Below are 26069 nucleotides of genomic sequence, written 5' to 3'. Positions count from 1 at the left end.
CCCGGGGCAAGGAGGGATGGAGGCTTGAGCGAGAATATACTGATTGTGGAGGACGAGGAGAAAATCGCGCGCCTGCTTCAGATTGAGCTGGAGAGCGAAGGCTATCAGGTGACTAGTGTCTACAACGGTCCCGATGGGCTGGAAGCTTACCGCAGCGGCGGGTTCGATTTGATTTTGCTCGATGTGATGCTTCCCGGCATGAGCGGCATCGAGGTCCTCAGAAGAATCCGGGCGGCGGATCCAGGCACAGCCGTACTGCTGCTGACCGCCAAAAGCTCGGTCGAAGACAAGGTGTCCGGTCTTGATCTGGGCGCAAATGACTATATTACGAAGCCCTTTCAGATTGAAGAGCTGCTTGCCCGAATCCGGGCCGCCTTGCGTCTGCGGGCAGCGGCTCCAGCCCGGCATGAAGAGCCTGGAGCGTGGCTGGTCGCGGCGGATCTGAGGTTGAATGAACAGACGCGGGAAGTGATGCGTGGGGAGCAGCGAATTGAGCTGACGCCAAGGGAGTTCGATCTGCTCGTGTATCTGCTCAAGAACAAGCGCCAGGTGCTGAACCGGGAGCAGATTCTCACTGCAGTCTGGGGATATGATTATTACGGCGATACGAATGTCGTCGATGTCTATATTCGGTATGTACGAAAAAAAATCGCAGCGCCGCAGGCGCCTGAGCTCATCCAGACGATTCGCGGCGTCGGATATGTGCTGAAGGACGACGTATGAAGCTCAGCAGCAAAGTCCATTTGTATTCGTCGGTTCTGATGGCGGTTCTCCTGTTGGTGATGAACCTGTCGATATACTTCGTGTTCAGCCGGATGACACTGGACAGTCAGCTGAAGCAGGCCGATGCGGAAGCCAACCGGATTGCCCAAGGGCTTATTGCGGCCGCAGGAGCCATACCGACGGCGGATCTGCTCCGGGGTTACGTCCCTGTTGATGGACTGCTGCGGGTCATCGGCCCGGATCAGAACGGTCCGGCGCCGGTGATCTCCAGCTCCCAGCTGGTTCTGGCCGAGCTTGAGCTGTCTTATGCGCCGGACAAGCGGGCCGAGATTATATCCTATGCAGGCGGCACATACTCAGCGGTGTCCCTGCCTGTTATCTGGCCTGACGGGGCGGTGATGAATGTGCAGGTTGTCCGCAGCCTGCAGGCGACGATGGACAATCTGCAGGTGCTCCGAATTGTCCTGATTGTGGTGTCGGCAGCTGTTCTGCTCCCTGTTATCGCCTCCACACGGGTGTTGGCACGGGTCATCATGCAGCCGATTTCTGCATTGACCCGGACGATGCGGGAGATTCGCAGCAGCGGCCGGTTCAGGCGAATCGAGCTGGACCCGAAGTCGAAGGATGAGCTGGTGGAGATGGGGGCTGCCTTCAACGATATGATCACCTTGCTCGAGCGCAATTACGAGAAGCAGGAGCAGTTCGTATCCAATGCATCCCATGAATTGAAAACGCCGATTACGATCATAGAGAGCTACGCCAGTCTGTTAAAGCGAAGAGGACTGGATCGACCTGAACTGTTCCATGAGTCTGTGGAGGCGATTCACTCCGAGGCCGTGCGCATGAAGGAACTGACCGAGCAGCTGCTGCTGCTCGCGCGTAACCGTGACGAATGGCAAGTCAAGATGGAGGATGTCGATCTGGTGGAACTGTGCGAGGCGTCCGCCGGCGCTTTTCGCAGCGCCTATCACCGCGAGGTCCAAGTTCGCTCCGATCAGGGGGCCGTGTATGGCTGGACGGATCGGCAGCGGCTGAGACAGCTGCTGTTTATTTTTTTGGATAATGCACGGAAGTACAGTGAGGAGGCCGTGACGGTCGATATTCAGACCGCCGGCGGGCAAGCTTCAATACGCATCACCGATCGCGGCATCGGAATTCCCAAGGAAGAGCTACCGTATGTGTTCGACCGGTTCTACAGGGTGGATGAGGCCCGGAGCCGCAAAGGTGGAGCGGGTCTAGGGCTGTCGCTCGCCAAGGATATTGCGGAAGCGATTGAAGCAGAGCTTGAGCTGGACAGCCTGCCCGGGGTCGGGACGACCGCTGTCATCAGGTTGAAATTGGCAGAATGACCGACGGGTTCTCTCAGCGTATTCTAACCTGGAGCGCGTATACTTGCGGTAAAGAAACAGGCATGAGGTGATGGAATGCGAAAAAGGATACTGATGTGGAGCGGTTCGCTGGCGGTGATATTGCTCTTGGCACTTGTCATCATTCGTCCTTGGGGAGATGCACCGCGGCTGCTGACGCAAGCGGAAGCGGCTGCCGGAGTCACAGAGCAGTATCCTGGCGATGTGCTGGATACGGTGCTGGAAGACGACATGTACCGGATTCGGATCCAAGCTGTAACCGGGGTGTATGAGCTCAGGGTAGATGCATATCAGGGGGACATTATTGCAATTGAACGTCTGAATGATCAGGGGGCGGGGATGCTGCCAGAACCTCCGGTACAGAATCCGGGTGAAGCCGATCCTGGGGCGGAAGATGCCCGAGGCGAACAGCCTCCTCCAGATGAAACGGATGCTTCCACAGATCCGAATGGAGAAGCGCCGCCACAGAACGGGCAGGAAGGCCGTGAGCCTTCGGGGAACCAGGGATCAACCGCCAATCGTCCGATCACGGAAAAGGAGGCGATCCGCCTGTCGCTCGCCGAATTCCCCGGCACCGTGGATGATGTCGATTACCGGGAAGGCAGGGATGGCCGATACTACCTGGTTGAGATTGACACCAAGGACGGGCGGGAAGTGACTGTGCAGGTGGATGCCATCACAGGCCGCATTCTGTCAGTTACGGTGGACGATGATTCGGACGATGACGATGATGATGATGGATGAGGAAGGCTGTCATCTGATTCTCATCAATTTCTAATCTTTCTCTCGGAGTCCTCTCATGTTCAGCCAATAGGATAGAACTATGCAAAGGCAACCCAGAACATGAGGAGGCATTCTAACATGAAAAAACGTACATGGATGACAGGCGCACTCGCCGCGGTTATCGCGGCAGGCGGAATTTACGGAATCAGCGCCGTTCAGGCAGACGGATCGGGGGCGTCAAGCGCATCTGGCCGCGCAAGCGTAAGCAGCCCGAGCCCGTCGAGCGGTTCAAGCGCATCCGAGGTGAGCGCGTCCGTGCAGAGCACCGGCACGGCTACGACCGGGAAGAAGCTGATTGGCATGGAACAGGCTGAGAAGAAAGCAAAGGCCGAAGTGAAGGGCGTGGTCGACAGCATCGAGCTCAAGCGCTGGAAAGGGTCTCAAATCTATGAAGTGGAGATTGACCAAGAGAAGCGCGAGATGGAGGTTCGAGTTGATGCATACAGCGGCAAGGTGCTCAGCGTCCGTGAAGATGACGACAACGATGATTGGGATGATCGTGTGCCGGCCAATGTGATCGGCGCAGGCAAAGCGGCAACCATTGCCGAGAAGCATGTGCAAGGCGCAGTGGCAGTGGAATCGGACCTGGACAAGGACGATGGCAGATGGGTGTATGAAGTGGAACTGAGAACGTCCAGAGGCTCAGCCGAGGTAGAGGTTCACGCCATCACGGGCAAGGTTATCGACACCGATTTTGACGATGACGATGACGATGATGATTGGGATGATCGAGACGACCGGGATGACCGCGATGATGACAGAGACGATGACGGGGACGACGACTAAGCCCTGTGCATAGATTACGAGAAACAGCTCCGAAGATCTGAGGATCTTGGGGCTGTTTCTTTATGTCCAGAAGGCGAGGTGTCCGGTATAACTTGCAGCCTGAGGACTTTCATTCTCGGATAGATGATTTTTACCAGAAAATAAGGGTATAATGGAAGCAGATGAAGACCAGGAGGGATGAAACGTGAGTGATCTTTTCAAGAAAGCAATCTCGTTAGGATTAGGCCTTACCGTGGTCAGCAAGGAAAAAGTAGAGAAAATTGTGGACGATCTGGTCAAACGCGGGGAGCTGGCTCCGGCAGAATCGAAAGCACTGGTCGAGCGGTTGGTCGAGCGGGGAGAGGCGGAGCAGTCCCAGATCAAAAGCTATATTTATGAACAGGTGCAAAAGGTGCTGAAGGAGCTGGACGTGCCGACAGAAAGCGATATCGCGAGCCTGGAACAGCGAATCGCTGCCCTTGAGCACAAAATCGTCGAGCTGGAAGGATCGCGGCAGGAATAATATGGCGGTCCGAATTCGACATGCCGGACGTTACCGGGAAATCGCCATGGCGCTAATGCGTCATGGCTTTGGCTATATGGTGGAGGAGATGGGGCTGTTTCACGTGCTGTCGCTTCCGGTGCGCTGGATATCCCGGGAGGAGCCGGAGACAGTTACTTTGGGAGAACGGGTGCGTAAAGTGCTGGAGGACCTCGGTCCGGCATTTGTGAAGCTGGGTCAGCTGGCGAGCACAAGGTCGGATCTGCTGCCTGACCCTTTGATCCAGGAGCTGGTCAAGCTGCAGGAGCGGGTTCCGCCGTTCTCCTCGGAAAGCGCACGTCAGCTGATCGAGCAAGAATGGGGCGTGCCGATCGACGAGGTGCTTTCCTCCTTCGAAGACAAGCCGCTTGCCGCAGCCTCGATTGGCCAGGTTCATGCCGGCCGGTTAAAGACGGGCGAGATGGTAGCGATCAAGGTGCAGCGTCCCGGCGTTGCCAGAATGATCGGGCGGGATCTTGAAATTCTCCGGGACTTGATCTCATTGGCCGAGAAACGGTGGGATTGGGTAAAGCAATATCGGGTGGATCAGATCGTAGATGAGTTTGCGCGGGCGATGATGGCCGAGCTCGATTACAGCCATGAGGCGCGCAATGCAGAGAAAGTGGCAGCTTACTTGACAGATCATGAGTACATCCACATTCCCAGCATTTACTGGGAGTTCACTTCCTCCAAGGTGCTTACGATGGAATATGCGGACGGTATCACGCTGAGCCGCTACCGGGAGCTGGCGGACAAGGGGCATCATCTGAAGACGGTGGCGGAGCGGCTGATTGAAGGGATGCTGCAGCAAATTTTCATCCATGGCTTCTTCCATGCCGATCCGCATCCCGGGAACCTGCTGGTCCGGGCCGACGGGAAGCTGGTGTTCCTGGATTTCGGTTTGGTAGGGCAGCTCAGCGAGGAGATGAAGGATCATCTGTCGGGGCTGATTATCGCGCTGATGAGGCGCAACACGGACAGTATGGTGCGGGCGATATCGCGCATGGGGCTGATTCCGGATGACTGCGACATGGACCGGCTCAGGGCCGATATGGATCGGCTGCGGGGAGAATATGTGGATGTTCCTTTCTCGAAGGTGCGGATCGGCAAGGCGCTAAGCGATCTGTTCGCGGTCGCCCAGCGGCATCAGATCATGCTGCCGCCCGATTTGACCTTGCTCGGCAAGTCGCTGCTGACGCTGGAGGGCGTTATTGAGATGCTGGACCCGGAGCTCAGCATTATTGATATGGCGGAGCCGTTCGGACGGAAGCTGCTGAAGGAGCGGTACAACTCACGGCGTATTGGCAGAAAGGTGCTGGACGGGGTAAGTGAACTGGCGCAGAGCCTGCTCGATTTGCCGGGGCAGGCCCGGCAGCTGTCAGCGATGATCAGCAAGGGCAAGCTGCGGGTGGAGATCAGTGTGCCCGAGCTGCAATCGCTCATGCACAAGCTGGACCGGATCAGCAACCGCCTTTCGTTCAGCATTGTGCTGCTGGCATTCAGCATTATTATGGTGGGGCTGATTATCGGTTCTTCCCTGAGTCACGAGCCGATTATGCTGTGGCATTTCCCTGTCATTGAACTGGGTTTCATTGTCGCTATTCTGATGGTGGCCTGGCTATTGTATTCGATTTTTAAATCCGGGAGGTTCTAGCAGCCTGGTGTCAGGCCTGGAGCCTCGCATGCTTACGATGGAGCAACCAGGTCTGAACACCGATCAGCAGCCATTCGATCCCATGATAGAACAAGGCGATGAACAGCGCCTGCAGCAGGCTGCGGATCGGCAATGCCGGAAACAGCAGGGCGATAAAATACAGCAGCAGCGTATCGACAGCCAGCGTGGCCGCCAATTTGGCCATGAGCACGCTGTCCCGCTTGAGCGTTAGCCGCAGCGTGGCGATGACGAGCGGATGAACGAGGCACTCCAGCAGCAGAAACCCGATCAGTGCAAACAGCGGGAAGCTTAGCAGCACTTCGGCGCTGCCTGGGGCAAGGGTCTCTCCGGCGCTGCCGGTGATGCCAAACAGCCGCACATACAGAAGCGAGCACAGCTCAAGCGGTACGATGATCGACGCCGACAGGAGCGGGATGAGCCATAGTTTCTGACGGAAGGGAATCTGCGCTCCGTCCCGGGTTGCGATATAATTAAGCATCATATTCATCATTCCAAGCAGAATCAACAGAACGATGAAGCCGAGCAGCATGTGGAGTAGGTTCATGCCTTGCACCTCCTGACCGGTTGATAGCATCTGATCTGACATTACCAAAGACAGGAATGAATGTCAGTCTATTTCCTGAAAAAATATAAATGAGGTGGAATGTTTGCCGAACTTTCAACAACTGGGCATCGACGAACAACGAGTACAAAAACTGAAGGAGCAGGGCATCGCAGAACCGACGCCGGTACAGCAGGAGACGATCCCGCTGCTTCTGGACGGCAAGGATGTCATTGCCCGCGCGCGGACCGGGACCGGCAAAACGCTGGCGTTTCTGCTCCCGATTCTGCAGCGGATCGATACTTCTAAGGCGTATCCGCAGGCCCTGATCATTGCGCCGACGCGGGAGCTAGCGCTCCAGATTACGGAGGAGGCGCGCAAGCTGACGTCCGGGGAGCAAGACGGCGCCAAAATCCTGGCCGTCTATGGCGGTCAAGATGTGGAGAAGCAGCTGCGCAAGCTGGAGGGCGGCCGCCATGTCATCATCGGGACGCCGGGCCGGCTGCTCGATCATCTGCGCCGGGGCACGCTTGAGCTGGGCGGTGTGAAGATGCTCGTGCTGGATGAAGCCGACCAGATGCTGCATATGGGCTTCCTCGACGAGGTCGAAGCCATTATTCATGCGGTGCCGTACCGCCGGCAGACGATGCTGTTCTCAGCGACGATGCCGGGCGGGGTGAAGCAGCTTGCCGGAAACTATATGAATGAGCCGGTTGATATCGTCATCAAGGGAGCCTCTCCGGTCCCGATCGAGCAGATCAAGCAGGCGGTTGTGGAATGCACCGACCGGACGAAGCAGGATGCGCTGCGGGCGGCGATTGAGCTGTACCGCCCTTTCCTGGCGATTATTTTCTGCCGGACGAAACGGCGGGCCTCCACCCTGAACGAAGCGCTGCTGGCCCATGGCTACGCATCGGACGAGCTCCACGGCGATCTCTCCCAGGCGAAGCGAGAGGCCGTCATGAAGCGCTTCAGAGAAGCCAAGCTGCAGCTGCTGGTCGCTACAGATGTCGCCGCACGCGGCCTGGACGTAGAGGGGGTAACCCACGTCTTCAACTACGATATGCCTCATGATGTTGAAAGTTACATCCATCGTATCGGCAGAACAGGCCGGGCGGGTGGAAGCGGCATGGCCGTCACCTTTGCCGCAGGGAAGGATGCTCAAGATCTGCTGCGGATTGAAGAGGGGATCTCCCTTCGATTGAAGCGGCTGCATTATGCATCGCGAGAGGACGCGATTCGCGAAGGGACGGGCGGAAGTATAGACGCCTCCGGCCCGAGAAAAGCTAGAAGCGTCTCCTCCTCCGGGCCTAAGGATCAGCAGCGCGGCCGTGGAGGAAGCCGGAGAGAGGAGGCTTCCGGACGCAGCGGCGGGTCCGGCGCCGCTAGAGGTGCCCGCGGCACCAGTGGCGGCCGCGGGCACCAGGCGGAGCGGTCTGGCCCAGGCGGGCGCTCGGGGGCGGGCGGTCAAGGACGCGCCGGCAGCGAGCGTGCAGGCGGCGTCAGCAGCGGCCGCCGGAGCGGCAGCGCAGGGCGGACGAGCGCCCAAGGGAGCCGCCGTGGCTCCGATGGCGGCCAGGGAAGCCGTGCGGAAGGCAATGCCCGCAGTCAGGGCCGGAGCGGCGGTCGCCGCGGCCGGGGGCGGTCATAGGCCTCCGGGCTTGCGCTGCCTGTGCATCCGGTTAACTCGGGCTGATACAGCAGGGCAGCACGGCTTCTGCTTTTCCATTGGCGAGCACGATGGGTTCGGCTGCGGCGTTCCTTGCTGGGTCGTTGATTAGCTTCGGGTGGACAAGGTTAAGTAAAGATTGAACCTAGTCGAACAAAGGAGGCGTTATCATGTCCGAGCATAATCATGTCGTCAACAAGAATGGTGAACTGGATGTCAATAAGGTCGATGATGCCATCGATCGCATTGATGAAGGGGAGAAGGAACGGATTCTGGCCAACTTTGATTCGTTTCAATCGTATTTGAGCAAGCGAATTCAGCTGGCCCAGAACATCGGGCTTGGCGAGGAACAGCTGGCACAGGCTGCTGAGAAGGTGGCAGGCTACCTGGCCGAGAACGAGGAACCGCGCAATGCGGAGGAGAAGCTGCTGCAGGAACTGTGGAAGGTCGGCTCCCAGGAGGAGCGGCACAAGCTGGCTCATATGCTGGTGAAGCTGGCCGAGCGTCGCCAATCCCATTAAGACGCTGTATGACCCCTTTCCGGGATGGATCCGGGAAAGGGGTTTTTTCGTTTCATCGCTTCAAAGTATCCATTTTTTATCAGTTCCATTATATAATCACTTATAGTGTAAAGCGGATGTATGGAAATCTATATTTTAGATCAAAAGGAGTTGCCTGAATGTCCGAGATTCTACTGGAGCAAAAGGAACGGAAAATGAGGCCCCAATGGTGGGTACTGACCTTTAGCGTATACGTTATCGGGCTGTTGATCGGTGCCGGACTCATGATTGGCCCGCTGTTTCTGGTCGTGATGTTTCCGTCAATCGGCATCTATTTAACATTGCTGGCCATTCCGCTCGGCGTTTATATTTTCAGAAAAGTGTTAAGTGCCTTGCAGGGCCGAATATGGGTGAATACGCATCTCAGTGAATACCTGTTGTACGATGACAGAGTGGAGTACACCGTTTGGGACCCCAAAGTCAGGGAGAAGAAGGAAGGGGTTGTCCCGCTATCAGCGGTCACCGAGCTGTATTATGGCATGCATGTGTTTCACTACAATTACACCTACAGGCCCACGAAGCTGAATGAACCGCTGCAGCAGCTGGAGCTTCTGCCCATGCTGTATCTTGTACATCATCATCAATTTCAGCGGCAGATGCTGGCCATTCCGTTTACGAATGTGGTGGAGGCCAACCGCTGGCTGGAGATTGTCGCCAAGGAAGAGAAGCCGCTATGGCTAACGAGTGTAACGTCGCTGTGCGATTATTATGTTGGCGATGTCCCGGAGGAGCTATCAGGGGATATTCATCTGGAGCGAGCCAGGTTTGACGGCAACATTGACGTGGCGTATCGTCCGTACATGGCGAAGATTACCCAGCAGCAGGCAGAAGAGGCTGCGAAGCAGCGTCCGCCTGAGGAGCAGCGGCAGCGTCTGAAGGAGGAACAGAAGAAGCGGCGGGCCTTTCCAGGCATCGGCCGGCTTGCCTGGCTGGTCTTTCCCCTGCAGTATGCAGGAGGCTTGTTGGTGGTGAGGCTGGCCGCAGAAGGAAAGATCAATCCGGAAGGGCTGGCACTTCCCTTGCTGTTGATCGGGGTTTGCGGACTGTTGTTTTTCTTGCTTGTCAAATGGATGAAATGGCCGCAAATCCTGATTTATGCGGTTGTATCGCTGATCAGTTTTTTGTTCGTAGACACCTCCGAAGTGGAAACAGACCCGTCGTATGTCGCCAGCTCTATGTTGCTGGGCATATCGGTCTTTTCCCCACTTCTGCTGAGCGTTATTTATGTGATCGTCCGTTCGATCAGAAGCTTGAGAGAGGGCAGGAAGCATGCCGATGATTCCGGCGTTCCTTCATAATACGGATGGGGAAGAGGCCAGACGTCCGGATGCACCGCTTCAGCGGTCCTCCGGATCGCCTGGCCTCCTTGTTACTTGTAGGGGCGTGTCTCGTACCCGAACCGGTATGTGTCCATCGGCTGTTCCGTCCGGGTTCGCTCGATCTGTTTCTTCTCTCCCGGTTGAAGGGTGATATTCTCGTACGTTTTCGTAAATACTTCCTGGTTGTCATGGTCCTGCAGCGATACGGTGATGTCACCTTGGAACGGCTGGCTGCTGTCATAGTTGCCGGCATACACCAGAAGCTCAACATTTCCTTCATTAACGAAGGCGCCCACGTAAAGCGCGACTTGATCGCCCGTATTCGGATTCCACTTGGCCTCTTGTTTTGCATATTCATTGTCAAGTGCAGAGACCATCGTTTCTTTTTTGTACATCGGTTCCTGCATGACAAGCATGAGCACGAAGGTAAGAAAAGCATAAGCGATGAGCGATGAAACAAGCGTGTGTTTCACGATAGTCTTGCTGTCATACTTTCCGATGATCAAGGCGAGTAAGGCAAGCACCGTCACCAGGAGCACACCGGCATGCCAGGGAGTAAGGAATAATTCGGGGTATAATTTCACAATCGATTCCTCCGCTTGCGAGATAGAATTACAGCAATAATATCATAGTACAAGCGTAGGAATATATCCATATCGGGCGTGTTGGCGCATTTGGATTCCGGCAACGGTTCCGGTATGATGAAGGATAGGTAAGGAAGGGTTCTGACTAGGAGAAGTAAGGTTAAGAAAAGGAGGAAACAAAAATGTCTGTTTACGATTACACCGCTGAGGATACGAAGGGTAATGCGATTTCGCTTGCCGATTATAAAGGCAAAGTGCTGGTGATCGCCAATACGGCCAGCGAATGCGGCCTTACGCCGCAATATGGCGACCTGCAGAAGCTGTATGAGGAATACGGGGATCGCGGCCTTGTCGTTTTGGGCTTCCCATGCAACCAATTTGGGGGTCAGGAGCCGGGAACAAGCGAGCAAGCCGCGTCGTTCTGCCAGCTGAACTATGGCGTAACATTTCCGATTTTCGCTAAAATCGATGTCAACGGCAGCCATGCGCACCCGCTATTTCAATATTTGAAGGCTGAGCAGCCGGGGCCGCAGGAGAGCGATGAAATCGCCTGGAACTTCACCAAATTTTTGGTGGATCGTGAAGGAAGGGTGGCTGCACGCTTTGAGCCAAGAGAGACGCCGGAGTCGATGCGAAGCACGGTGGAATCGTTGCTGGGATAAGGCTGGCGAAAGGTAATTAATACTAAGATAGAGCAGGTCTGTTGCGGTCCGGGGAAGCCCGGCCCGGGCAGACCTTTTTTAATTTTGCAGGAGATCCCTCTTTCTGCTGTCACAGCAGTTTCTAATATGCCCTGGACGGCCTGGATTTATAGCTGGATCTGCCGGGGAAACGGATTAATTACCCGATAACAGCTGGAACGGGAGGGAGGAGTGATATACAAAGCGGTATTGCCACTCGTTGTAGGATTGTCAACGCGATCGCTCTCTTTTTCATTGTGAAAAAATGAACAATATGTGACCAAACATAAAAACAGCTTGATTTGTGAAATTGATCACATTATAATAAAAGCAATTCAAGTGAAACAATTCACAATATGAACAGTCACTTTTCCAGAGAACACTTGTCACTGTCCAGCATGATTCGCAGCAAAACCGTTCATCTTAAACCAATACGAAGCATTACCACGAGGAGGAACAACAATGAAAATCGCTGTTATTGGCTGTACCCACGCAGGAACGTCCGCTATTGTCAACACGGCCCACTTGTATCCGGATGCTGAAATTGTCGTCTACGAGCGTAATGATAATATTTCCTTTCTGTCCTGCGGGATTGCATTGTATGTCGGCGGTGTCGTAAAGGACCCTCACGGCTTGTTCTATTCTTCGCCGCAGAAGCTGGATGAATTGGGCGTCACCACGAGAATGCGTCATGACATCCTGGCGGTCGATACGGACCGGAAAAAGCTGCAAGTGAAAAACTTGGACACCGGCGAGACGTTTGAGGATACGTATGACAAGCTGATTGTAACGACCGGCTCCTGGCCGATTGTGCCGAAGCTTGACGGTATCGATTTAGACAATATTTTGCTCTGCAAAAACTATAATCATTCCAACACCATCATCGAAAAGGCCAAAGACGCGAAGCATATCACGGTCGTAGGCGCCGGATATATCGGGGTTGAGCTCGTGGAAGCCTTTGAGATGAATGGCAAGCAGGTGACGCTGATCGACAGCGCCGACCGGATCCTGAACAAATATCTGGACCCGGAATTCAGTGGTAAAATCGAAGATTCCTTCCGTGAAAAAGGGATTGAAATGGCCCTCGGACAAACGGTAAAAGCCTTCGAGGGAACTGACGGCAAAGTGAGTAAGGTGATTACGGATCAAGGTGAGATTGTTACCGATCTGGTGATTCTGTGCATCGGCTTCCGGCCGAACACCGAGCTGCTTAAAGGCCAAGTGGATATGCTTCCGAATGGCGCCATCGTCGTCGATTCGTACATGCAGACGAGCAAGGAGGATGTGTTCGCTGCCGGGGACTGCTGCTCGGTTCTGTACAATCCTACCGGAAAAATGATGTACATTCCGCTTGCCACCAACGCGGTGCGGATGGGAACGCTGGTGGCGCGCAATCTGGTCAAGCGCACGACACCGTATATGGGCACCCAGGGCACCTCGGGTCTTAAAATTTACGAGCATAATATTGCCTCGACCGGGCTGACCGAAGGGGCGGCCAAGGATGAGGAGATCGCTATAGAGGCTGTGACCATCCATGATCATTACCGTCCGGAGTTTATGCCGACGGCTGAAGAGGTGACGCTGAAGGTAGTGTATGACCGGGACACTCGGCGGCTGCTGGGGGCGCAGGTCATTTCGAGAGCGGACTTGACCCAATCGATCAACACGCTGTCGGTGTGCATCCAAAACCGGATGACGATAGACCAGCTCGCATTTGTTGATTTCTTCTTCCAGCCGCATTACAACAAACCGTGGAACTACTTGAACAGCGCTGGACTTCAGGCGCTCCCGCCGATCGAAGTGAATACGCCGATGCATGTCTGACCGATGCACAAGGGAGGTCACCGTCGCCAGTCCAACTGGGCGCCGGTGGCCTTTTTCATATGAACCGGAGGCTTCGATGGCGATCAGCGCTCGTGCACACGGCTGCTCTCCACATGCAGCGTGATCTAGGTTACGTTCGGGTCAAGGGCTCCTGCGATACAATAGCTGTATTAGGAGGGCTTCCTGCTTGCAGGCAGGGAGCGAAGGGAGAGAGCGTGCATGTCCTATTATAAGCCTCAGGAGATCGCAGGCATTACCGCAGATAATGGAACGGCCAAAGCGCGAAATTCAGCAGGAGCGGTGGTGGTGCTGGGCTTCTTAGCCGGCGCGTTTATCGCACTCGGCTACCTGCTGGCGATTCGTGTCATGGCGGGAGCGCCTGAGCATTGGGGGACGATAACGGGACTGATCGGGGCGGCCGTGTTCCCGGTTGGTCTTATTCTGGTGCTGCTGGCTGGCGGAGAACTGCTGACCGGCAATATGATGGCCGTATCGCTGGCGCGGCTGGTCGGACGGATTTCAACCACGGAGTGGCTTCGGAACCTGCTGCTGGTCACCGTCAGCAATTTTGTCGGGGCTGTGTTTGTCGCTTATTTCTTCGGTCATGTCACCGGTCTTACCGGCAGCGGGATTTATTTGGATAAAGTCGTCGATCTGGCGGGGCATAAGCTGGAGGACAGCTTCTTGCAGGCGTTCTGGTCTGGCGTCGGCTGCAACTGGCTTGTCGCACTGGCGGTGTGGCTGTGCTACGGCTCATCCCAGATCAGCGGCAAAATCCTCGGCATCTGGTTTCCGACGATGGCGTTTGTAGCGATCGGCTTTCAGCACGTTGTCGCCAACATGTTCCTCATTCCGGCTGCCATATTCGAGGGCTACTACAGCTGGGGTGAATATATTCTCAACTTTATTCCGGTATGGCTCGGAAATCTGGTCGGTGGAGCTGTATTTGTAGGTGCAGCCTACGCCAGCGTATATTTGCGGGCTGGGCGTTCCCCGGTGACCCGTACCAGCCAGCAGCAGGAGAGTTACAGCAACAAGGCCGGGTGAACGAAAGTGCCAAGGCAGCCGGAGCGTTACGGGGTTATCCGTGAGGCTTTCCTTGAGGCTGGCGAGACACTCACGAGATATCGTTCCACACATAGCCACAGATTGGAAACGCAAACAACAAATTCGCCATGCAGGTCTCGGGGGAGGAGACACAGCATGGCGAATTTTTTGGGAGTGGTCCATGATATGGCAAGGACAGGGAGGGTCTGGGTTCCTCATCCTTGCTCTTGTTATGAATATACCCGCGGATTGGAGAGGTGAAACATCGCCAATCGAAAAGTTATCAGAAGCCGGAACTTTACGAATACATCGGCTCCCTTTAAGATTAAGAAAGATCACATGCAGACGTGCCGAAGGGAGAGGACGAAATGATTCAACAGGAAAACGGCGTGTTTCCGGCGGTTTGCCCGCTGGATTGTCCGGATACATGCGGCCTTCTGCTGCATAAAGAGAACGGGAAAATCGTGAAGGTTACAGGCAATCCGGAGCATCCGATTACCAAGGGGGCCATCTGTAACAAAGTCCGCCATATGACACACCGCATATACCATCCCGAGCGCGTCCTGTATCCGCTCCGGCGGACAGGCGCGAAAGGCGAAGGCGCCTTTGAGCGAATCAGCTGGGACGAGGCGATTCGGGAAATTACAGAGCGGTTCAAGGCCTTGATCGCGCAGTATGGTCCGGAAAGCATCCTGCCATACAGCTTCTATGGGAACATGGGCATTCTGAGTGTGGACGGCATGGACCGGCGTTTTTTCAACGCGCTTGGCGCGAGTCAATTGAAGCAGACGATCTGTAATTCCGCAGGCAATGCGGGCTTCAAGTCGGTCATGGGCTTTAACGGCGGGACGGTGCCGGAGGATACGGAGCATGCCGACGTCATCATCGTATGGGGCGGCAATATTGTGAGCACCAACATGCACCAGGTTGTGCTGGCTGAGAAGGCCCGCAAGCGCGGAACTAAAGTCATTGTGATCGACGTCCACAAAAATCAGACGGGACAGTGGGCCGACTGGTTTATCCCGCTGTACCCGGGCACCGATGCTGCGCTGGCTGTCGGCATCATGCATATTATGTTCCGCGACGGTCTGGTGGATGAGGAGTTCCTTCAGCGCTATACGCTGGGGCATGAACAGCTCCGGGAGCATGCAGCCTCTTATACACCGGAATACGTGTCGAGCATTACCGGCATTCCGGTGGCGGATATCGAGAAGCTGGCTGACCTATACGGGCGTGCGGCGGTATCCTACATCCACATTGGCAACGGTCTTCAGCATCATGACAATGGCGGCTTGACCGTTCGCAGCATCACCTGTCTGCCTGCGCTGACCGGTCAATGGCTGAAGCGCGGCGGCGGTGCGGCGAAATCGAACGGCGGCTATAACAGCATGAACAGCGAAGCGCTGGAGCGGCCGGACCTGCGGCCGAACCCAGAGGCGCGAACCATCAATATGAACCGGATCGGTGAAGCGCTGGCGATGACGGAGCATCCGATCAAAGCGTTGTTTGTCTATTGCAGCAACCCGCTGGTCGTGGCACCGGATGCAGAGCGAGTGCAGGCGGGTTTTGCCCGGGAGGATCTGTTCACCGTCGTCCATGACCTGTTCATGACCGATACGGCGAAGTATGCGGATATCGTGCTTCCGGCGACCTCCTCATTTGAGAATACGGATCTGTACGCATCGTATTGGCATCAGTACGTTCAGCTTCAGGAGCCCGTTATTCCTGCCCTCGGCGAGAGCAAAAGCAATGTGGAGCTGTTCTCCCTGCTCGGCAGAGCGATGGGATTGGACGAGGAAGCGTTCGGCGAGCGAGAGGAAGATATGATTGTCCAGGCGCTCGATTATCCGGACAATCCGTACTTGAACGGAGTGACACTGGAGCGATTGAAGAAGGAGCGGTTCGTGAAGCTGGATATGTCGCCGCTGGCGACCTATCTGGACAGACTTCCGACACCGTCAGGGAAGATCGAGCTGTATTCGGCCGAGCTGGAAGCGGCCGGACTGCCGCCGCTGCCGAGCTACGTCCCGGTGAAGGAGGGATATGACGGCGTGCGGCGCGGGCGGGGACGCCAATATCCGCTCATGTTCATCTCGCCGCCAAACCATAATTTCCTGAACTCCACCTTTGCCAATGTGCCGAAGCATCAGCAGCTGGAGAAACAGCCGGTGCTCCAGATTCACCCTGAGGATGCACATGAGCGGGGGATTGAGGACGGCGATCAGGTTGTGGTGTACAACGATCGCGGCACGTATGAGGTAACGGCGAAGGTAACGGACAAAATGCTGCCGGGCACCGTGGTCAGCCAAGGCCTGTGGTGGGAAGGGGAGAGTCGGAAGCAGCGCGCGAATGCGCTGACGCCGGATCGCCTGTCGGATATGGGAGAAGGGGCCACCTTCTTCTCCACCGTGGTTGAGGTACAACGGCAGCCGTAAGGCAGCTGATCGATGGAGTAGACGCTGCTGGCAAGCAGGCCGCGGTGAGCGGCATTATCACGTTCGAAGCGATAAGAAATTGGAGTCCTCCGGCAAGCCAAGATGATCCAGGAACGGATGTCTTTTGCCGGGGGATTTTTGTATCCGCAATATTCTTTTCTTTACAAGTGGGGGTCTGTTCGTTAGAATTAAACCGTACAGTCGGTTTTTAAGGAGTTGTGGTGAAGGAGGCGCGGCAATGGCGACAGAGAAAGCACTCCGAAAACGGGACCTCATTCTGGACAAAGCGAAGGAGCTGTTTATTCAGCACGGATATGCCGCAACATCCATGGATGATCTGGTTCGGTACAGCGGGATCAGCAAGGGCAGCATCTATTATCACTTCGAGAGCAAGGAACAGCTGTTTGTCCAGATTCTTCTGCGGCAAAATGAGGAATGGATGCGGGCATGGGAGGAAAAAAGCAGTCAGTATAGCGGGTTTGAAGCCAAGCTGTACGGGGTGGCCGACCACCTGGTGGACGATTTCTACCTGAATCCGCTCGTCAAAGTAGCCGAGGAATTTCATCTAGGCGGCGCGGAAGACAGCAACCTTATGGAACAGTTGCTCGAGATTGTTCAAGCACCGAGACAGCTTTACCGCGATATTTTTGCCGATGGCGTTCGGGAAGGGAAGATGGCTGCAGACGATGTGGATGAAATGGTGATCATCTTTGCTTCCATGCTGGATGGCATGTCGACCTCGTTTTACGAGCGCTCCAGCGAGGATTTGAGGAAGCTGTACCATCGCGGGGTGGATATTTTCCTTCGCGGGATCTTATAGCAGCATGACATCATGGAACCGTGCTCCTATCTCCATAGGATACGGTTTGTCTTCACCATTTAATAAACTGACTAGTCGGTTTTATAGAAAAGGGGATGTGTTTAATGAAAGGTCTACTGTCGAGCCGCGCTTTTGTTCTACTGATGTTATCTGATCTTCTGCAAAATGTAGGGATCTGGATTCGCAATATGGCTTTGCTGTTCTTCATTATGGAGAAGAGCGGGGGAAATCCGGTTGCGGTCTCCCTGCTTACGGTTATTGAGTATGCGCCGATCTTTATCTTCTCGGCCATTGGCGGGGTGCTCGCGGATCGTTGGCGTCCCCGGAGAACGATGCTGTGGGGCGACATCCTCAGCTTCATATCGATTGTGATCATTCTGTTCACCGTCATGTCGGGAATGTGGCAAGCCGTATTTGCGGTCACGCTGGTCTCAGCGATCGCCTCGCAATTCTCTCAGCCAGCATCTGTGAAGATTATTAAGCGCAGTCTCCCGGATGAACTGGTTGCCCAGGCGACCGCCTTATCGCAATCGATGATGTCGCTGTTCATTATCGCCGGTCCCATTATAGGCACGGCGATCTACCAGCACCTTGGCCTGGAGGCTTCCTTGTTCAGTCTGCTCGGCGTCTTCGGACTGTCGGCTGTTCTTATCGTCTGTATTCCTTCTTCGGTGGATGAGGGCGGGACGGTACGAAGCGGGCCGTCCTCCTTCCGCAGGGAGCTGGGCGAGGGAATCCGTTACATCACGGGAAGCCGAATGCTCCGGATCATGCTTCTGATCTATGCAGTGCTTGCCCTGGGCGCGGGTCTCGTCCAGCCGCTCGACATCTTCGTGATCACGAATCGACTGCAGCTGGACATGACCGCTGTTCAGTGGTTCACTGCACTGGAAGGAGTCGGCATGCTCGCCGGCGGAATTATGGCAGCGATTCTTGCCGGAAAGCTGAACGGGAGGCTGCTGCTCTTCATCGGCTTGGCATTTCTCGGGATCTCCACTTGTGTGGAGGTGCTGTCCCTATGGCCGCTCTTGACCGGATCGCTTCGTTTTCTGACCGGGCTGTTGCTGGCGCTGGGACAGACTGCACTGATGGCCATGGTCATCCGGGGCGTGGAGGAGGCTTATGTGGGAAGGATGAGCGGTCTGCTGAGTCCGGCATTTACCGCCATGCTGCTGATCGGATCAGGGATAACCGGGGTGTACATGTCGCTGACGTCCATTTTCGTCGTTTATTTTACCGCCGGCGGATTGTTCCTGCTGGCCTCCCTGATCAGCCTCCGGCTGCCGGCAGCCTCCTCGGCGCTGTCTTCCGGAGCCCAAACGCCCCAAGTGACTGCATCATCCTCAGCGCCCGCCTGTTCTTCGCAATAAGGGCGGTTGTCAGCCGCCTGTTATTGCTGAGTTAAAGCGTCAATGAATGTGCTTGCCGAAAACGCCGCTTGAGGCGATACTAAATGGTGGGCGATCGACAAGACCACCATAGGTGTCACTTGATCATAGAGGCGATTCACGAGAGATATCAGCGAGTCGCTGTTCACGTAAAAAGAGCCCGGAAGGGCTTTTTTTTCTGTGCGTTTCATCGATTCCCACTGCGCTGGCATGCAGACAGATGAACATGCCGCCAGCTATTCTATTATGGATATGGACGCTTACAGGCAGCGGAACTTTGGCTTGCCTGTCGCGCTTTTGGAGACTTTTCACGATGAAGTTATTATCGCAGTATCCCAAGGAAGTAAAAGCATTTCTCGTAGCCAGCCTGGTTGCATCCGCCGGCGGTTCCTTGATGTGGCCACTGACGACGATGTATGTGTTTGATGAACTGAACCGCAGCATGCAGGATGCAGGACTGGTGATCCTTATACAGTCGCTTGGGGGCATTATCGGCCAGCTCCTCGGTGGAGCGCTGTATCATAAGGTCGGCGTAAAAAGATTGATCGTCGGCTCCTTGCTGCTGAATGCGCTTGGCCTGTTCTCGCTTCCGCTGATCAACGGATATTGGAGCCTTCTCATTGTGACGATGGGGCTCGTCGGGCTCTTTAACGCCGTCTCGATGCCGGCGATACAGGCCTTTATCGGCTTTCGCTTTGCCGATCGGCGGGGAGAGCTGTTCAACGTCGTCTATGTGGCGAACAATATCGGAGTTGCGCTCGGAACCGCAATGAGCGGCTTTCTGGCGGAAATCTCGTACCATCTCAGCTTTGTGCTGAACGGGGTAACATCATTTGGTTTTGCGGTGTTCTTCCTGATCTATCTGACCAAGCTGGATGCGCCGAAGGAGGCAGCAGGCCCAGCCCTTCGCAAAACGCCGCTGTCGGCCGGGCCGGGTGCGTGGGCGCTGCTTTCCCATACACGGATTTATCTGTATATGGGACTCGGCTCATTGTTTCTCTGGTTCGGCAATTCCATCTGGAATACAGGCGTATCGCCGTTCATCATCTCCGAGGGGATGTCGAAGGCCGCATACGGGTATCTGTGGACGCTGAACGGCATTCTCATCTTTGCCGCCCAGCCGCTTGTCGGCTTGATCAGACGCTGGCTGGCCCGCACGGAGTCCAGCCAGATGACGGCAAGTGCGCTATTCTACCTGGCGGCTTATGTGGTGATTGCCTTGATGCAGAGTTACCCGGGGTTGGTGCTGGCGATGGTGCTGGCCACCTTAGGCGAGATGCTGATCTCGCCGGCAATTCCGGCCTTCATCTCGGAGCGGGCGGGCCGTTCGGCTCCGTTCTATATCGGCGTCGCCGGCGGCATGGGCGCAGCTGGACGGGTGCTCGGGCCGTACTTTATGGGAACGATGTTTGACAGCGGCGGACTGACACCGGTCGCATGGCTGGCCGCCGCAACAGCGGTGCTCTCATGTATCGCCTTTGTTGTGCATGCGCGAATGAGCCGTCATTTTACACTTCCGGAGGATGCGGGCGGTGCCCCGCCTCTCGGGGGCACGGTGCTGCAGAAGCCACTGCTGGATAAGCCGTCTGAATCTTGATGGTTGCGCTGGAAGGTATTATGTCTTCACGCGAAAGGATGACGCTAAGGCTGCCGGCCTGTGGCATGCACGGCTTCACGCTCCTGTGTAGTCCCTCGGCAGCGCCCCTGCATGGAGGTGCCCGACTTCTGCCCCAGGCTGGCCGGCTCAGGCGATGACCGTCCCTGCATGGATCCCAGCCAGCTGTTATAATGAGAGTAGCTACGGTTCATAGAGGGGGGGATGCCATGAAAGCCAGCCAGGAAGTTCTGCTGATCCGCTTGTCCGAGATGAAGGATGCCGGCTGCCTGATGGAGCTGGATCATCTGGTCTGGGACCGGAATACGGCGCCGGAGCCGCTTGTGTGGACATCGCGGGAGCAATACTTGCTGCACTGTCCCCCCGGAAGCCAGCTGGTTGCCTTTACAGGGGATGTGCTGTGCGGGTATGTCGGCTTTCGATCCCCGAGCGGTCTGGCGAGTCAACGCCACGTGAAGGAGCTGAACATCGCCGTTCATCCTTCGTATCGGCGTCAGGGCATTGGTCGGCAGCTGATCGAAGCGGCTTGGCATATGGCCCGGAGGGAAGGGGTCGCGAAGCTGAGGCTGCGGGTGCTGTCCTGCAATCCCGGGGCGCTTGCTTTCTACCAAGCCTGCGGGTTTCAGGAGGAAGGGCGGCTGTCAAGGGAATTCGAGGTGGACGGCCGGTTTGTGGACGAGATATGGATGTGCCTTTTTGTCTGATAAGATAAGATGCTATTGATCGTATACAGGAGCGGTTCGGCAGGATGCCGGGCCGCTTGTATTGTATGAGGGGCGTGGGTCCTGTCTGCGGCTAGACAAGGGCTGCGCATGTGCATATAGTTTAGATAACGATCAAATAGATAAGAGGGAGCTGGCAGAAGATGAGTATGCGGATTGTATCCCTGAACGTAGGGAAGCCGATCACGGTAGATTATCTAGGCAAGCCTTTGAGTACGGGCATTTACAAGCAGCCGGTAGAGGGTGCGGTATTTCTGGGGAAAGAAAATTTTGCAGGCGACGGCCAGGCCGATCTCGTCCATCATGGGGGAGCGGACAAGGCGGTATGCGCCTATCCGTTCGAGCATTATAAGTATTGGGCCAGCTCCCTTGGCAAGGAGATGCCGCCCGCTTCATTTGGGGAGAACCTGACGCTCCAGGGCCTGCTTGAGGATCAGGTGAGCATCGGGGATGTATTCCGGGTCGGAGAAGCGGTGGTGCAGATCAGCCAGCCGAGATACCCGTGCTTCAAGCTGTCGCAGAAGCATGGGGTGAAGGATATGCCGGCCCGTGTGCTGAACACCGGTTACAGCGGCTTTTATTTCCGTGTGCTGGAGGAAGGTGAAGTGAGTGCCGCCTCTCCGGTAACCCGTCTTGAAGCTCATCCGAAAGGGATCACCGTGCGCGAGGTGCTGCTCCTGATGAAGGACGGCCGCAAGGATGAGTCCGGCCTGTGCCGCATGCTGGAGCTGGAGGAGCTGTCTTCGAGCGTGAAAGGCCAGTTCGCCAAGTGGCTTGAAGCGCTGCGCAGCTCCAGCTCCTAACGTACAGAACCTATGATTTTACAGCCGTCTCCATTCGCTTTGCAGCATGCCATAGACCGCATGGTTGACATAGCCTTGGGGCAGCTTCTCCGCTTCGCGAATAACCCCTTCCAGGACGAAACCGAGCCGCTCGGGGATGGCACGACTGCGCTGATTGGCGGTGGCACAGCGAATCTCTACCCGATTCAGCCCCATCCGCATCAAGGCGTGCTCGGTGAATGCGCGGCAAGCGCTGGTCATCAGCCCCTGCCCGGTGTAACGCTCGCCCAGCCAGTAGCCGATGCCGACGGAGCGGTTGTTCCAGTCGATCTCGTGGTATGAGATCGTGCCAGCGAGTTCTTCACGAACCCAGATGCCGGCGGAGAAGCCGCCGTTATCGGCCGCTTGCTTAAGCGATCCTTTTATATAATTCAATGAATCATTCACTTCCCGCACCGCGTCAACCCACGGCAGCCACTTCCGCAGGCGGTCCCGCGACCGGTCTGTAAGCTCGAACAGCGCCCGTGCATGCTCAATCGCCAAGGGGCGCAGTTCCACATGTTCGTCAAGCGTAAATGCAAACATCGTGTTCTTCTTCTCCCATTCCTTCGGTATTCCCGACTTCTTTATCGGGTTCTTCTCACGCTTTGCTCCAGCGCATAGATGTCTTCTTCAAGGGTGGCCATCCTGTCATTCACCACAAGCCTGCAATCGCTGAGCGCCTGGTTGTATATATAGGGGCCGAGGGTCGCCGTGAAAAAATCAAGCACACTTTCTGCAGCCAGATGGCCGATCGGCTCACCGCGCTCCACTTCGAAATATTCCATCACTTGCTCTACCAATAGCTCGCGTTGCTCCTTGGGAATTTTAAGGGGTCTCATGAAGAAGCCCTCCTATTTGGAAGTTTTCTTTCATGCTACCTCAATAAAAAGCCACCGTCAAAGCCTGCTTGATCCCGCCGCTGCAGCTTGCCTTTAGCCGCCGATGCGGATACAGGGGACATGTCCATGCCAGAGCGGATATCGGCTTCAGCAGCCCAAATCCATCCTGCCAAGAAGCTCTCCATTCCTTGAACAATTGCGGCGTTACAGGTATATTTAAGAGAAACACGTTTATACAGGCTAATAGACGGAAAATTAGGACGAAAGGTTGATCAACGTGGAGAACCATCGGGGCACCCCCTCCAATTTTATAAAAAACATAATTGAAGATGACTTGAAGTCCGGCAAGGTGAAGGAGATTGTTACCCGATTCCCGCCGGAGCCCAACGGCTACCTGCATATCGGACATGCCAAGGCGATCTGGATCAATTTCACGCTGGCTGACGAGTTTGGCGGGCGGACACATCTTCGGTTTGACGACACGAACCCGGTCAAGGAAGACATCGAGTATGTGAACTCGATCAAGGAAGATGTGAAGTGGCTCGGTTTTGAATGGGAGGAGCTTCGCTATGCCTCTGACTATTTTGAAGAGATGTATGACCGCGCGGTTCTGCTGATTAAGAAAGGGAAGGCCTATGTGGACGATCAGTCCCCGGATGAGATTCGGCGGGCGCGCGGAACGCTGACAGAACCGGGCAAGAACAGTCCTTACCGTGATCGCAGCGTGGCGGAGAACCTGGACCTGTTCGAGCGTATGCGTGCAGGTGAATTCGCCAATGGCGAGCGTGTGCTTCGCGCCAAGATCGATATGGCTTCACCGAACATCAACCTTCGCGATCCGGTTATCTACCGGATTTCCCATGCGCATCATCATAATACCGGAGATAAGTGGTGCATTTATCCGATGTATGCTTACGCTCATCCTCTGGAGGATGCGATCGAAGGAGTTACGCACTCGCTGTGCTCGCTTGAGTTCGAAGATCAGCGCCCGTTCTACGACTGGGTCATCGCGGAGTGCGAGATGGAGAGCGTCCCCCGCCAGTATGAGTTCGGCAGACTGAATGTCGCTCAGACCGTTACGAGCAAGCGGAAGCTCAAGCAGCTGGTAGATGAGCAGGTTGTGGATGGCTGGGATGACCCGCGGATGCCGACCATTTCCGGGATGCGCCGTCTGGGCTACACGCCGGAGGCCATTCGCAACTTTGTGTATGAGACCGGCATTTCCAAAGCCTATGGCACGGTGGACCGCCAGGTGATGGAGCACTTCATTCGCGAGGATCTGAAGCTGAAGGCGCCTCGGACGATGGCGGTGATCGATCCGCTCAAGGTGGTCATTACCAACTACCCGGAAGGGGAGACGGAATGGCTTGAGGCGGAGAACAATTCGGAGAATCCGGAGATGGGGTCGCGTCAAATTCCGTTCTCCCGTGAAATTTACATCGAGCGGGAAGACTTCATGGAGGATCCGCCGAGCAAGTATTTCCGGCTGTTCCCGGGCAATGAGGTTCGCTTGAAGCATGCCTACTTCATCAAGTGCAATGAAGTGATCAAGGACGAGAACGGTGAAGTCGTTGAGCTTCACTGCACATACGATCCCGAGACGAAGAGCGGCACCGGCTTTACCGGCCGCAAGGTGAAGGGAACGATCCACTGGGTGGAGGCTTCCCAGGCGGTGCCGGCGGAGTTCAGACTGTACGAGCCGCTATTCAAGGACGAGACGGCTGCCGAAGAAGAGCCGGAACAGGAAATTGCCGGAGAAGCCGAAGGCGAGGCTACGGAGACCGAGACGCCAGTGGAGAAGTCGTTCCTGGACGATCTGAATCCAAACTCGCTGCAAATCGTGCACGGCTTTGTGGAACCGAATATGAAGGAGGCCAAACCGCAGGATAAGTTCCAATTTTTCCGTCATGGCTACTTCAATGTCGATTCCAAATATTCGGAGCCGGGGCGTCCGGTATTCAACCGTGTCGTTTCGCTCAAGAGCTCTTTCCAGCTGCCGAAGAAATAAGCTTTAGCATCGAAGCGGCAACAGGGACTTTACATTGCAAAAGACTCGAACATCTTGGTCGATGTTCGAGTCTTTTTTAGTTGCTCAACGCTATTCGGTTGTCGAAACCTCTTCGATCTCTTGACCGTTCTCATCCAGGTTTAGCGGATGATAGCCTTGTCTGCGCAAGGTATACCACATGCTGCCAAAGCCGATCGCCCCCATGATGGCCAGCAGCATGCCCGACTGGTACATCATCTGGGCCCCGAAGTTCTGGAACATCCAGCCGCCGGCAATGCCGCCAATGACACCGGAGATGCCGCTCCAGCTCAGCGTATACAGCGCTTGGCCCGTCGCCTGGAACGCCCGTGGAACGAACAGCATCGTCAGCTGGACCCCGACATAGAAGTAACCGCCGAAGGTGACGCAGTGAAGCAGCTGGATGAAGGCGACCTCGATCGGGCTGGAGGCGTCCGCCATCAGATACCAGCGGAGGGCAAACAGCAGACTGACGACGGCCAGACATCCGACAAGCACATGGATGTTCCGCTTGAGGAATCGGTCAAACAGCAGAAAGACAGCGATTTCGAAGATAGAGGCAAAAAATATCGCCAGTCCGACCATCTGTTTGGAGCCGCCGAGCTCCAGTATGTAAATGGACATAAACGTATTGTTTGCCGTGTTCGGAACCGATACAATGATGCCAAGCAGAATGAATGCAATAAAGTACATGTTGGAGAACAGCCGCCCGAATCCTTTCAGGCTGACGCTGGCCGTATGGCTGGTCCGCTGGACGCCGGGAAGCAGGAAGATCAGCACCGCTGCCAGCACAAGCATAACCGAGAATACGATCGAAATCCGCCCGGAGCCGAGCCTGTCTATTACAGGTCCGGCCGCAATTGCGGTCAAAGCCCAGCCGAGGGAGCCCCACAGCCGGAAGGCGCCGAATTTATGCCGGGTTCCTTCAATATAGGTCAGAATTAATGTGTTGGTCTGAGAGAACATCGGTGTCTGGAAAAAATAAAACAGAATCATGGCCATATAAATCATCGTATACGTGTGGGCCTGAAATACCCACTGTACCAACAGCAGAGTGCCGGCCATCATAATCAGAAGCACGCGTTTGATATCTCCAGCCCGGTCGCTCCAGAAGCCCCAGAAAGGATTGGCAAATACCGACACGAATGGAGCGATGGCCATCAGGCTGCCGATCTCGATTTTGCTCATGCCGATATCCTGTAAGTACAGCTGGAAGAAACCGGTGAAGATGACCATGGTTCCATACATGAAGAAGTTGAACAGCTTCAGGGAGTGCAAGGATGCTGAGTCATTGTTCTTATTCCGCAAGAAGGTCATTCCTT

Annotated in this window: 26 protein-coding genes; 19 read left to right on the top strand and 7 right to left on the bottom strand. The window is 55.5% G+C overall.

Annotated features, from left to right (window positions below; genetic code table 11):
* Positions 1–24 precede the first annotated feature (24 nt).
* The 6 genes from CHH67_RS09780 to CHH67_RS09755 all read left to right on the top strand — a co-directional run bounded on the left by CHH67_RS09780 (position 25) and on the right by CHH67_RS09755 (position 5833).
* The gene (locus tag CHH67_RS09780) at positions 25–723 is read left to right on the top strand and encodes a response regulator transcription factor (protein ID WP_095264986.1); all 699 of its coding nucleotides are present in this window, start codon (positions 25–27) and stop codon (positions 721–723) included.
* On the top strand, positions 720–2072 hold the full coding sequence (locus CHH67_RS09775; protein ID WP_095264985.1) for a sensor histidine kinase: 1353 nt from the start codon (positions 720–722) through the stop codon (positions 2070–2072). Before CHH67_RS09780 ends, CHH67_RS09775 begins: the two co-directional genes overlap by 4 nt.
* A 75-nt stretch (positions 2073–2147) precedes the next feature.
* Entirely contained in the window at positions 2148–2834 is a 687-nt protein-coding gene (locus CHH67_RS09770) for a PepSY domain-containing protein (RefSeq protein ID WP_095264984.1), read from the top strand.
* A 117-nt stretch (positions 2835–2951) separates the two neighbouring features.
* The gene (locus tag CHH67_RS09765) at positions 2952–3659 is read left to right on the top strand and encodes a PepSY domain-containing protein (RefSeq protein ID WP_095264983.1); all 708 of its coding nucleotides are present in this window, start codon (positions 2952–2954) and stop codon (positions 3657–3659) included.
* 184 nt (positions 3660–3843) lie between these two features.
* Positions 3844–4161: a phasin family protein gene (locus tag CHH67_RS09760; RefSeq protein WP_095264982.1), complete on the top strand. Its 318-nt coding sequence runs from the start codon at positions 3844–3846 to the stop codon at positions 4159–4161.
* Position 4162: 1 nt separating this feature from the next.
* Entirely contained in the window at positions 4163–5833 is a 1671-nt protein-coding gene (locus CHH67_RS09755; protein ID WP_095264981.1) for an ABC1 kinase family protein, read from the top strand.
* 10 nt (positions 5834–5843) lie between these two features.
* On the opposite strand, the gene CHH67_RS09750 is transcribed toward CHH67_RS09755, so the two are convergent.
* Positions 5844–6398, bottom strand: a complete 555-nt coding sequence (locus CHH67_RS09750) for a hypothetical protein (protein WP_095264980.1) — start codon at positions 6396–6398, stop codon at positions 5844–5846.
* A 103-nt stretch (positions 6399–6501) separates the two neighbouring features.
* On the opposite strand from CHH67_RS09750, the gene CHH67_RS09745 reads away from it, so the two are divergent.
* The 3 genes from CHH67_RS09745 (at position 6502) to CHH67_RS09735 (ending at position 9922) form a co-directional block, all read left to right on the top strand.
* Positions 6502–8046, top strand: a complete 1545-nt coding sequence (locus CHH67_RS09745; protein ID WP_095264979.1) for a DEAD/DEAH box helicase — start codon at positions 6502–6504, stop codon at positions 8044–8046.
* A 188-nt stretch (positions 8047–8234) separates the two neighbouring features.
* A complete protein-coding gene (locus CHH67_RS09740) occupies positions 8235–8585 on the top strand; it encodes a DUF3243 domain-containing protein (protein WP_095264978.1) in 351 nt (116 codons plus the stop codon).
* A 158-nt stretch (positions 8586–8743) separates the two neighbouring features.
* Positions 8744–9922 carry a cell envelope integrity TolA family protein gene (locus CHH67_RS09735; RefSeq protein WP_095264977.1) on the top strand — a complete coding sequence of 393 codons (1179 nt, stop codon included), beginning with the start codon at positions 8744–8746 and terminating at the stop codon, positions 9920–9922.
* Between the two features lie 71 nt (positions 9923–9993).
* On the opposite strand, the gene CHH67_RS09730 is transcribed toward CHH67_RS09735, so the two are convergent.
* Positions 9994–10527, bottom strand: coding sequence for a hypothetical protein (locus CHH67_RS09730; RefSeq protein ID WP_095264976.1), 534 nt, complete (start codon positions 10525–10527; stop codon positions 9994–9996).
* 182 nt (positions 10528–10709) lie between these two features.
* Between CHH67_RS09730 and CHH67_RS09725 the strand changes: the two genes are divergently transcribed.
* The 7 genes from CHH67_RS09725 (at position 10710) to CHH67_RS09695 (ending at position 20318) form a co-directional block, all read left to right on the top strand.
* A complete protein-coding gene (locus tag CHH67_RS09725) occupies positions 10710–11189 on the top strand; it encodes a glutathione peroxidase (protein ID WP_095264975.1) in 480 nt (159 codons plus the stop codon).
* Between the two features lie 480 nt (positions 11190–11669).
* Positions 11670–13031: an FAD-dependent oxidoreductase gene (locus tag CHH67_RS09720; protein WP_095264974.1), complete on the top strand. Its 1362-nt coding sequence runs from the start codon at positions 11670–11672 to the stop codon at positions 13029–13031.
* A gap of 219 nt (positions 13032–13250) precedes the next feature.
* On the top strand, positions 13251–14078 hold the full coding sequence (locus tag CHH67_RS09715; RefSeq protein WP_095264973.1) for a formate/nitrite transporter family protein: 828 nt from the start codon (positions 13251–13253) through the stop codon (positions 14076–14078).
* 368 nt (positions 14079–14446) lie between these two features.
* Positions 14447–16513, top strand: a complete 2067-nt coding sequence (locus CHH67_RS09710; RefSeq protein WP_095264972.1) for a molybdopterin-containing oxidoreductase family protein — start codon at positions 14447–14449, stop codon at positions 16511–16513.
* 238 nt (positions 16514–16751) lie between these two features.
* Positions 16752–17333 carry a TetR/AcrR family transcriptional regulator gene (locus CHH67_RS09705; protein WP_095264971.1) on the top strand — a complete coding sequence of 194 codons (582 nt, stop codon included), beginning with the start codon at positions 16752–16754 and terminating at the stop codon, positions 17331–17333.
* A 104-nt stretch (positions 17334–17437) separates the two neighbouring features.
* Positions 17438–18703, top strand: coding sequence for an MFS transporter (locus tag CHH67_RS09700; RefSeq protein ID WP_095264970.1), 1266 nt, complete (start codon positions 17438–17440; stop codon positions 18701–18703).
* Positions 18704–19034: 331 nt separating this feature from the next.
* Positions 19035–20318 (top strand): MFS transporter, encoded by a 1284-nt coding sequence (locus CHH67_RS09695; RefSeq protein WP_095264969.1) that lies wholly within the window; start codon positions 19035–19037, stop codon positions 20316–20318.
* Positions 20319–20362: 44 nt separating this feature from the next.
* On the opposite strand, the gene CHH67_RS26510 is transcribed toward CHH67_RS09695, so the two are convergent.
* Positions 20363–20530 (bottom strand): hypothetical protein, encoded by a 168-nt coding sequence (locus CHH67_RS26510; RefSeq protein ID WP_176475553.1) that lies wholly within the window; start codon positions 20528–20530, stop codon positions 20363–20365.
* A 15-nt stretch (positions 20531–20545) separates the two neighbouring features.
* Here CHH67_RS26510 and CHH67_RS09690 point away from each other — a divergent pair, with 15 nt between their 5' ends.
* Both CHH67_RS09690 and CHH67_RS09685 read left to right on the top strand, forming a co-directional pair.
* Complete coding sequence (locus tag CHH67_RS09690) at positions 20546–21040, top strand: GNAT family N-acetyltransferase (RefSeq protein ID WP_095264968.1); 495 nt, start codon at positions 20546–20548, stop codon at positions 21038–21040.
* A 161-nt stretch (positions 21041–21201) separates the two neighbouring features.
* Complete coding sequence (locus CHH67_RS09685; protein ID WP_095264967.1) at positions 21202–21861, top strand: MOSC domain-containing protein; 660 nt, start codon at positions 21202–21204, stop codon at positions 21859–21861.
* A gap of 18 nt (positions 21862–21879) precedes the next feature.
* On the opposite strand, the gene CHH67_RS09680 is transcribed toward CHH67_RS09685, so the two are convergent.
* From CHH67_RS09680 to CHH67_RS26180, 3 genes are read right to left on the bottom strand one after another with little or no spacing between them, the layout of a single operon-like run.
* On the bottom strand, positions 21880–22425 hold the full coding sequence (locus tag CHH67_RS09680) for a GNAT family N-acetyltransferase (protein WP_095264966.1): 546 nt from the start codon (positions 22423–22425) through the stop codon (positions 21880–21882).
* Positions 22426–22466: 41 nt separating this feature from the next.
* Positions 22467–22721, bottom strand: coding sequence for a DUF2164 domain-containing protein (locus tag CHH67_RS09675; RefSeq protein WP_095264965.1), 255 nt, complete (start codon positions 22719–22721; stop codon positions 22467–22469).
* A gap of 35 nt (positions 22722–22756) precedes the next feature.
* The gene (locus CHH67_RS26180; RefSeq protein WP_179292088.1) at positions 22757–22894 is read right to left on the bottom strand and encodes a hypothetical protein; all 138 of its coding nucleotides are present in this window, start codon (positions 22892–22894) and stop codon (positions 22757–22759) included.
* 95 nt (positions 22895–22989) lie between these two features.
* On the opposite strand from CHH67_RS26180, the gene CHH67_RS09670 reads away from it, so the two are divergent.
* A complete protein-coding gene (locus tag CHH67_RS09670) occupies positions 22990–24729 on the top strand; it encodes a glutamine--tRNA ligase/YqeY domain fusion protein (RefSeq protein WP_095264964.1) in 1740 nt (579 codons plus the stop codon).
* Between the two features lie 90 nt (positions 24730–24819).
* On the opposite strand, the gene CHH67_RS09665 is transcribed toward CHH67_RS09670, so the two are convergent.
* Positions 24820–26055, bottom strand: coding sequence for an MFS transporter (locus CHH67_RS09665; protein WP_425320437.1), 1236 nt, complete (start codon positions 26053–26055; stop codon positions 24820–24822).
* Positions 26056–26069 lie beyond the last annotated feature (14 nt).

It is taken from the genome of Paenibacillus campinasensis (assembly GCF_002272015.1).
GTDB lineage: Bacteria > Bacillota > Bacilli > Paenibacillales > Paenibacillaceae > Paenibacillus_AQ > Paenibacillus_AQ campinasensis.
The sequence above is the reverse complement of the archived record's forward strand: the minus strand, read 5'-3'. Positions and strand labels throughout refer to the sequence as shown.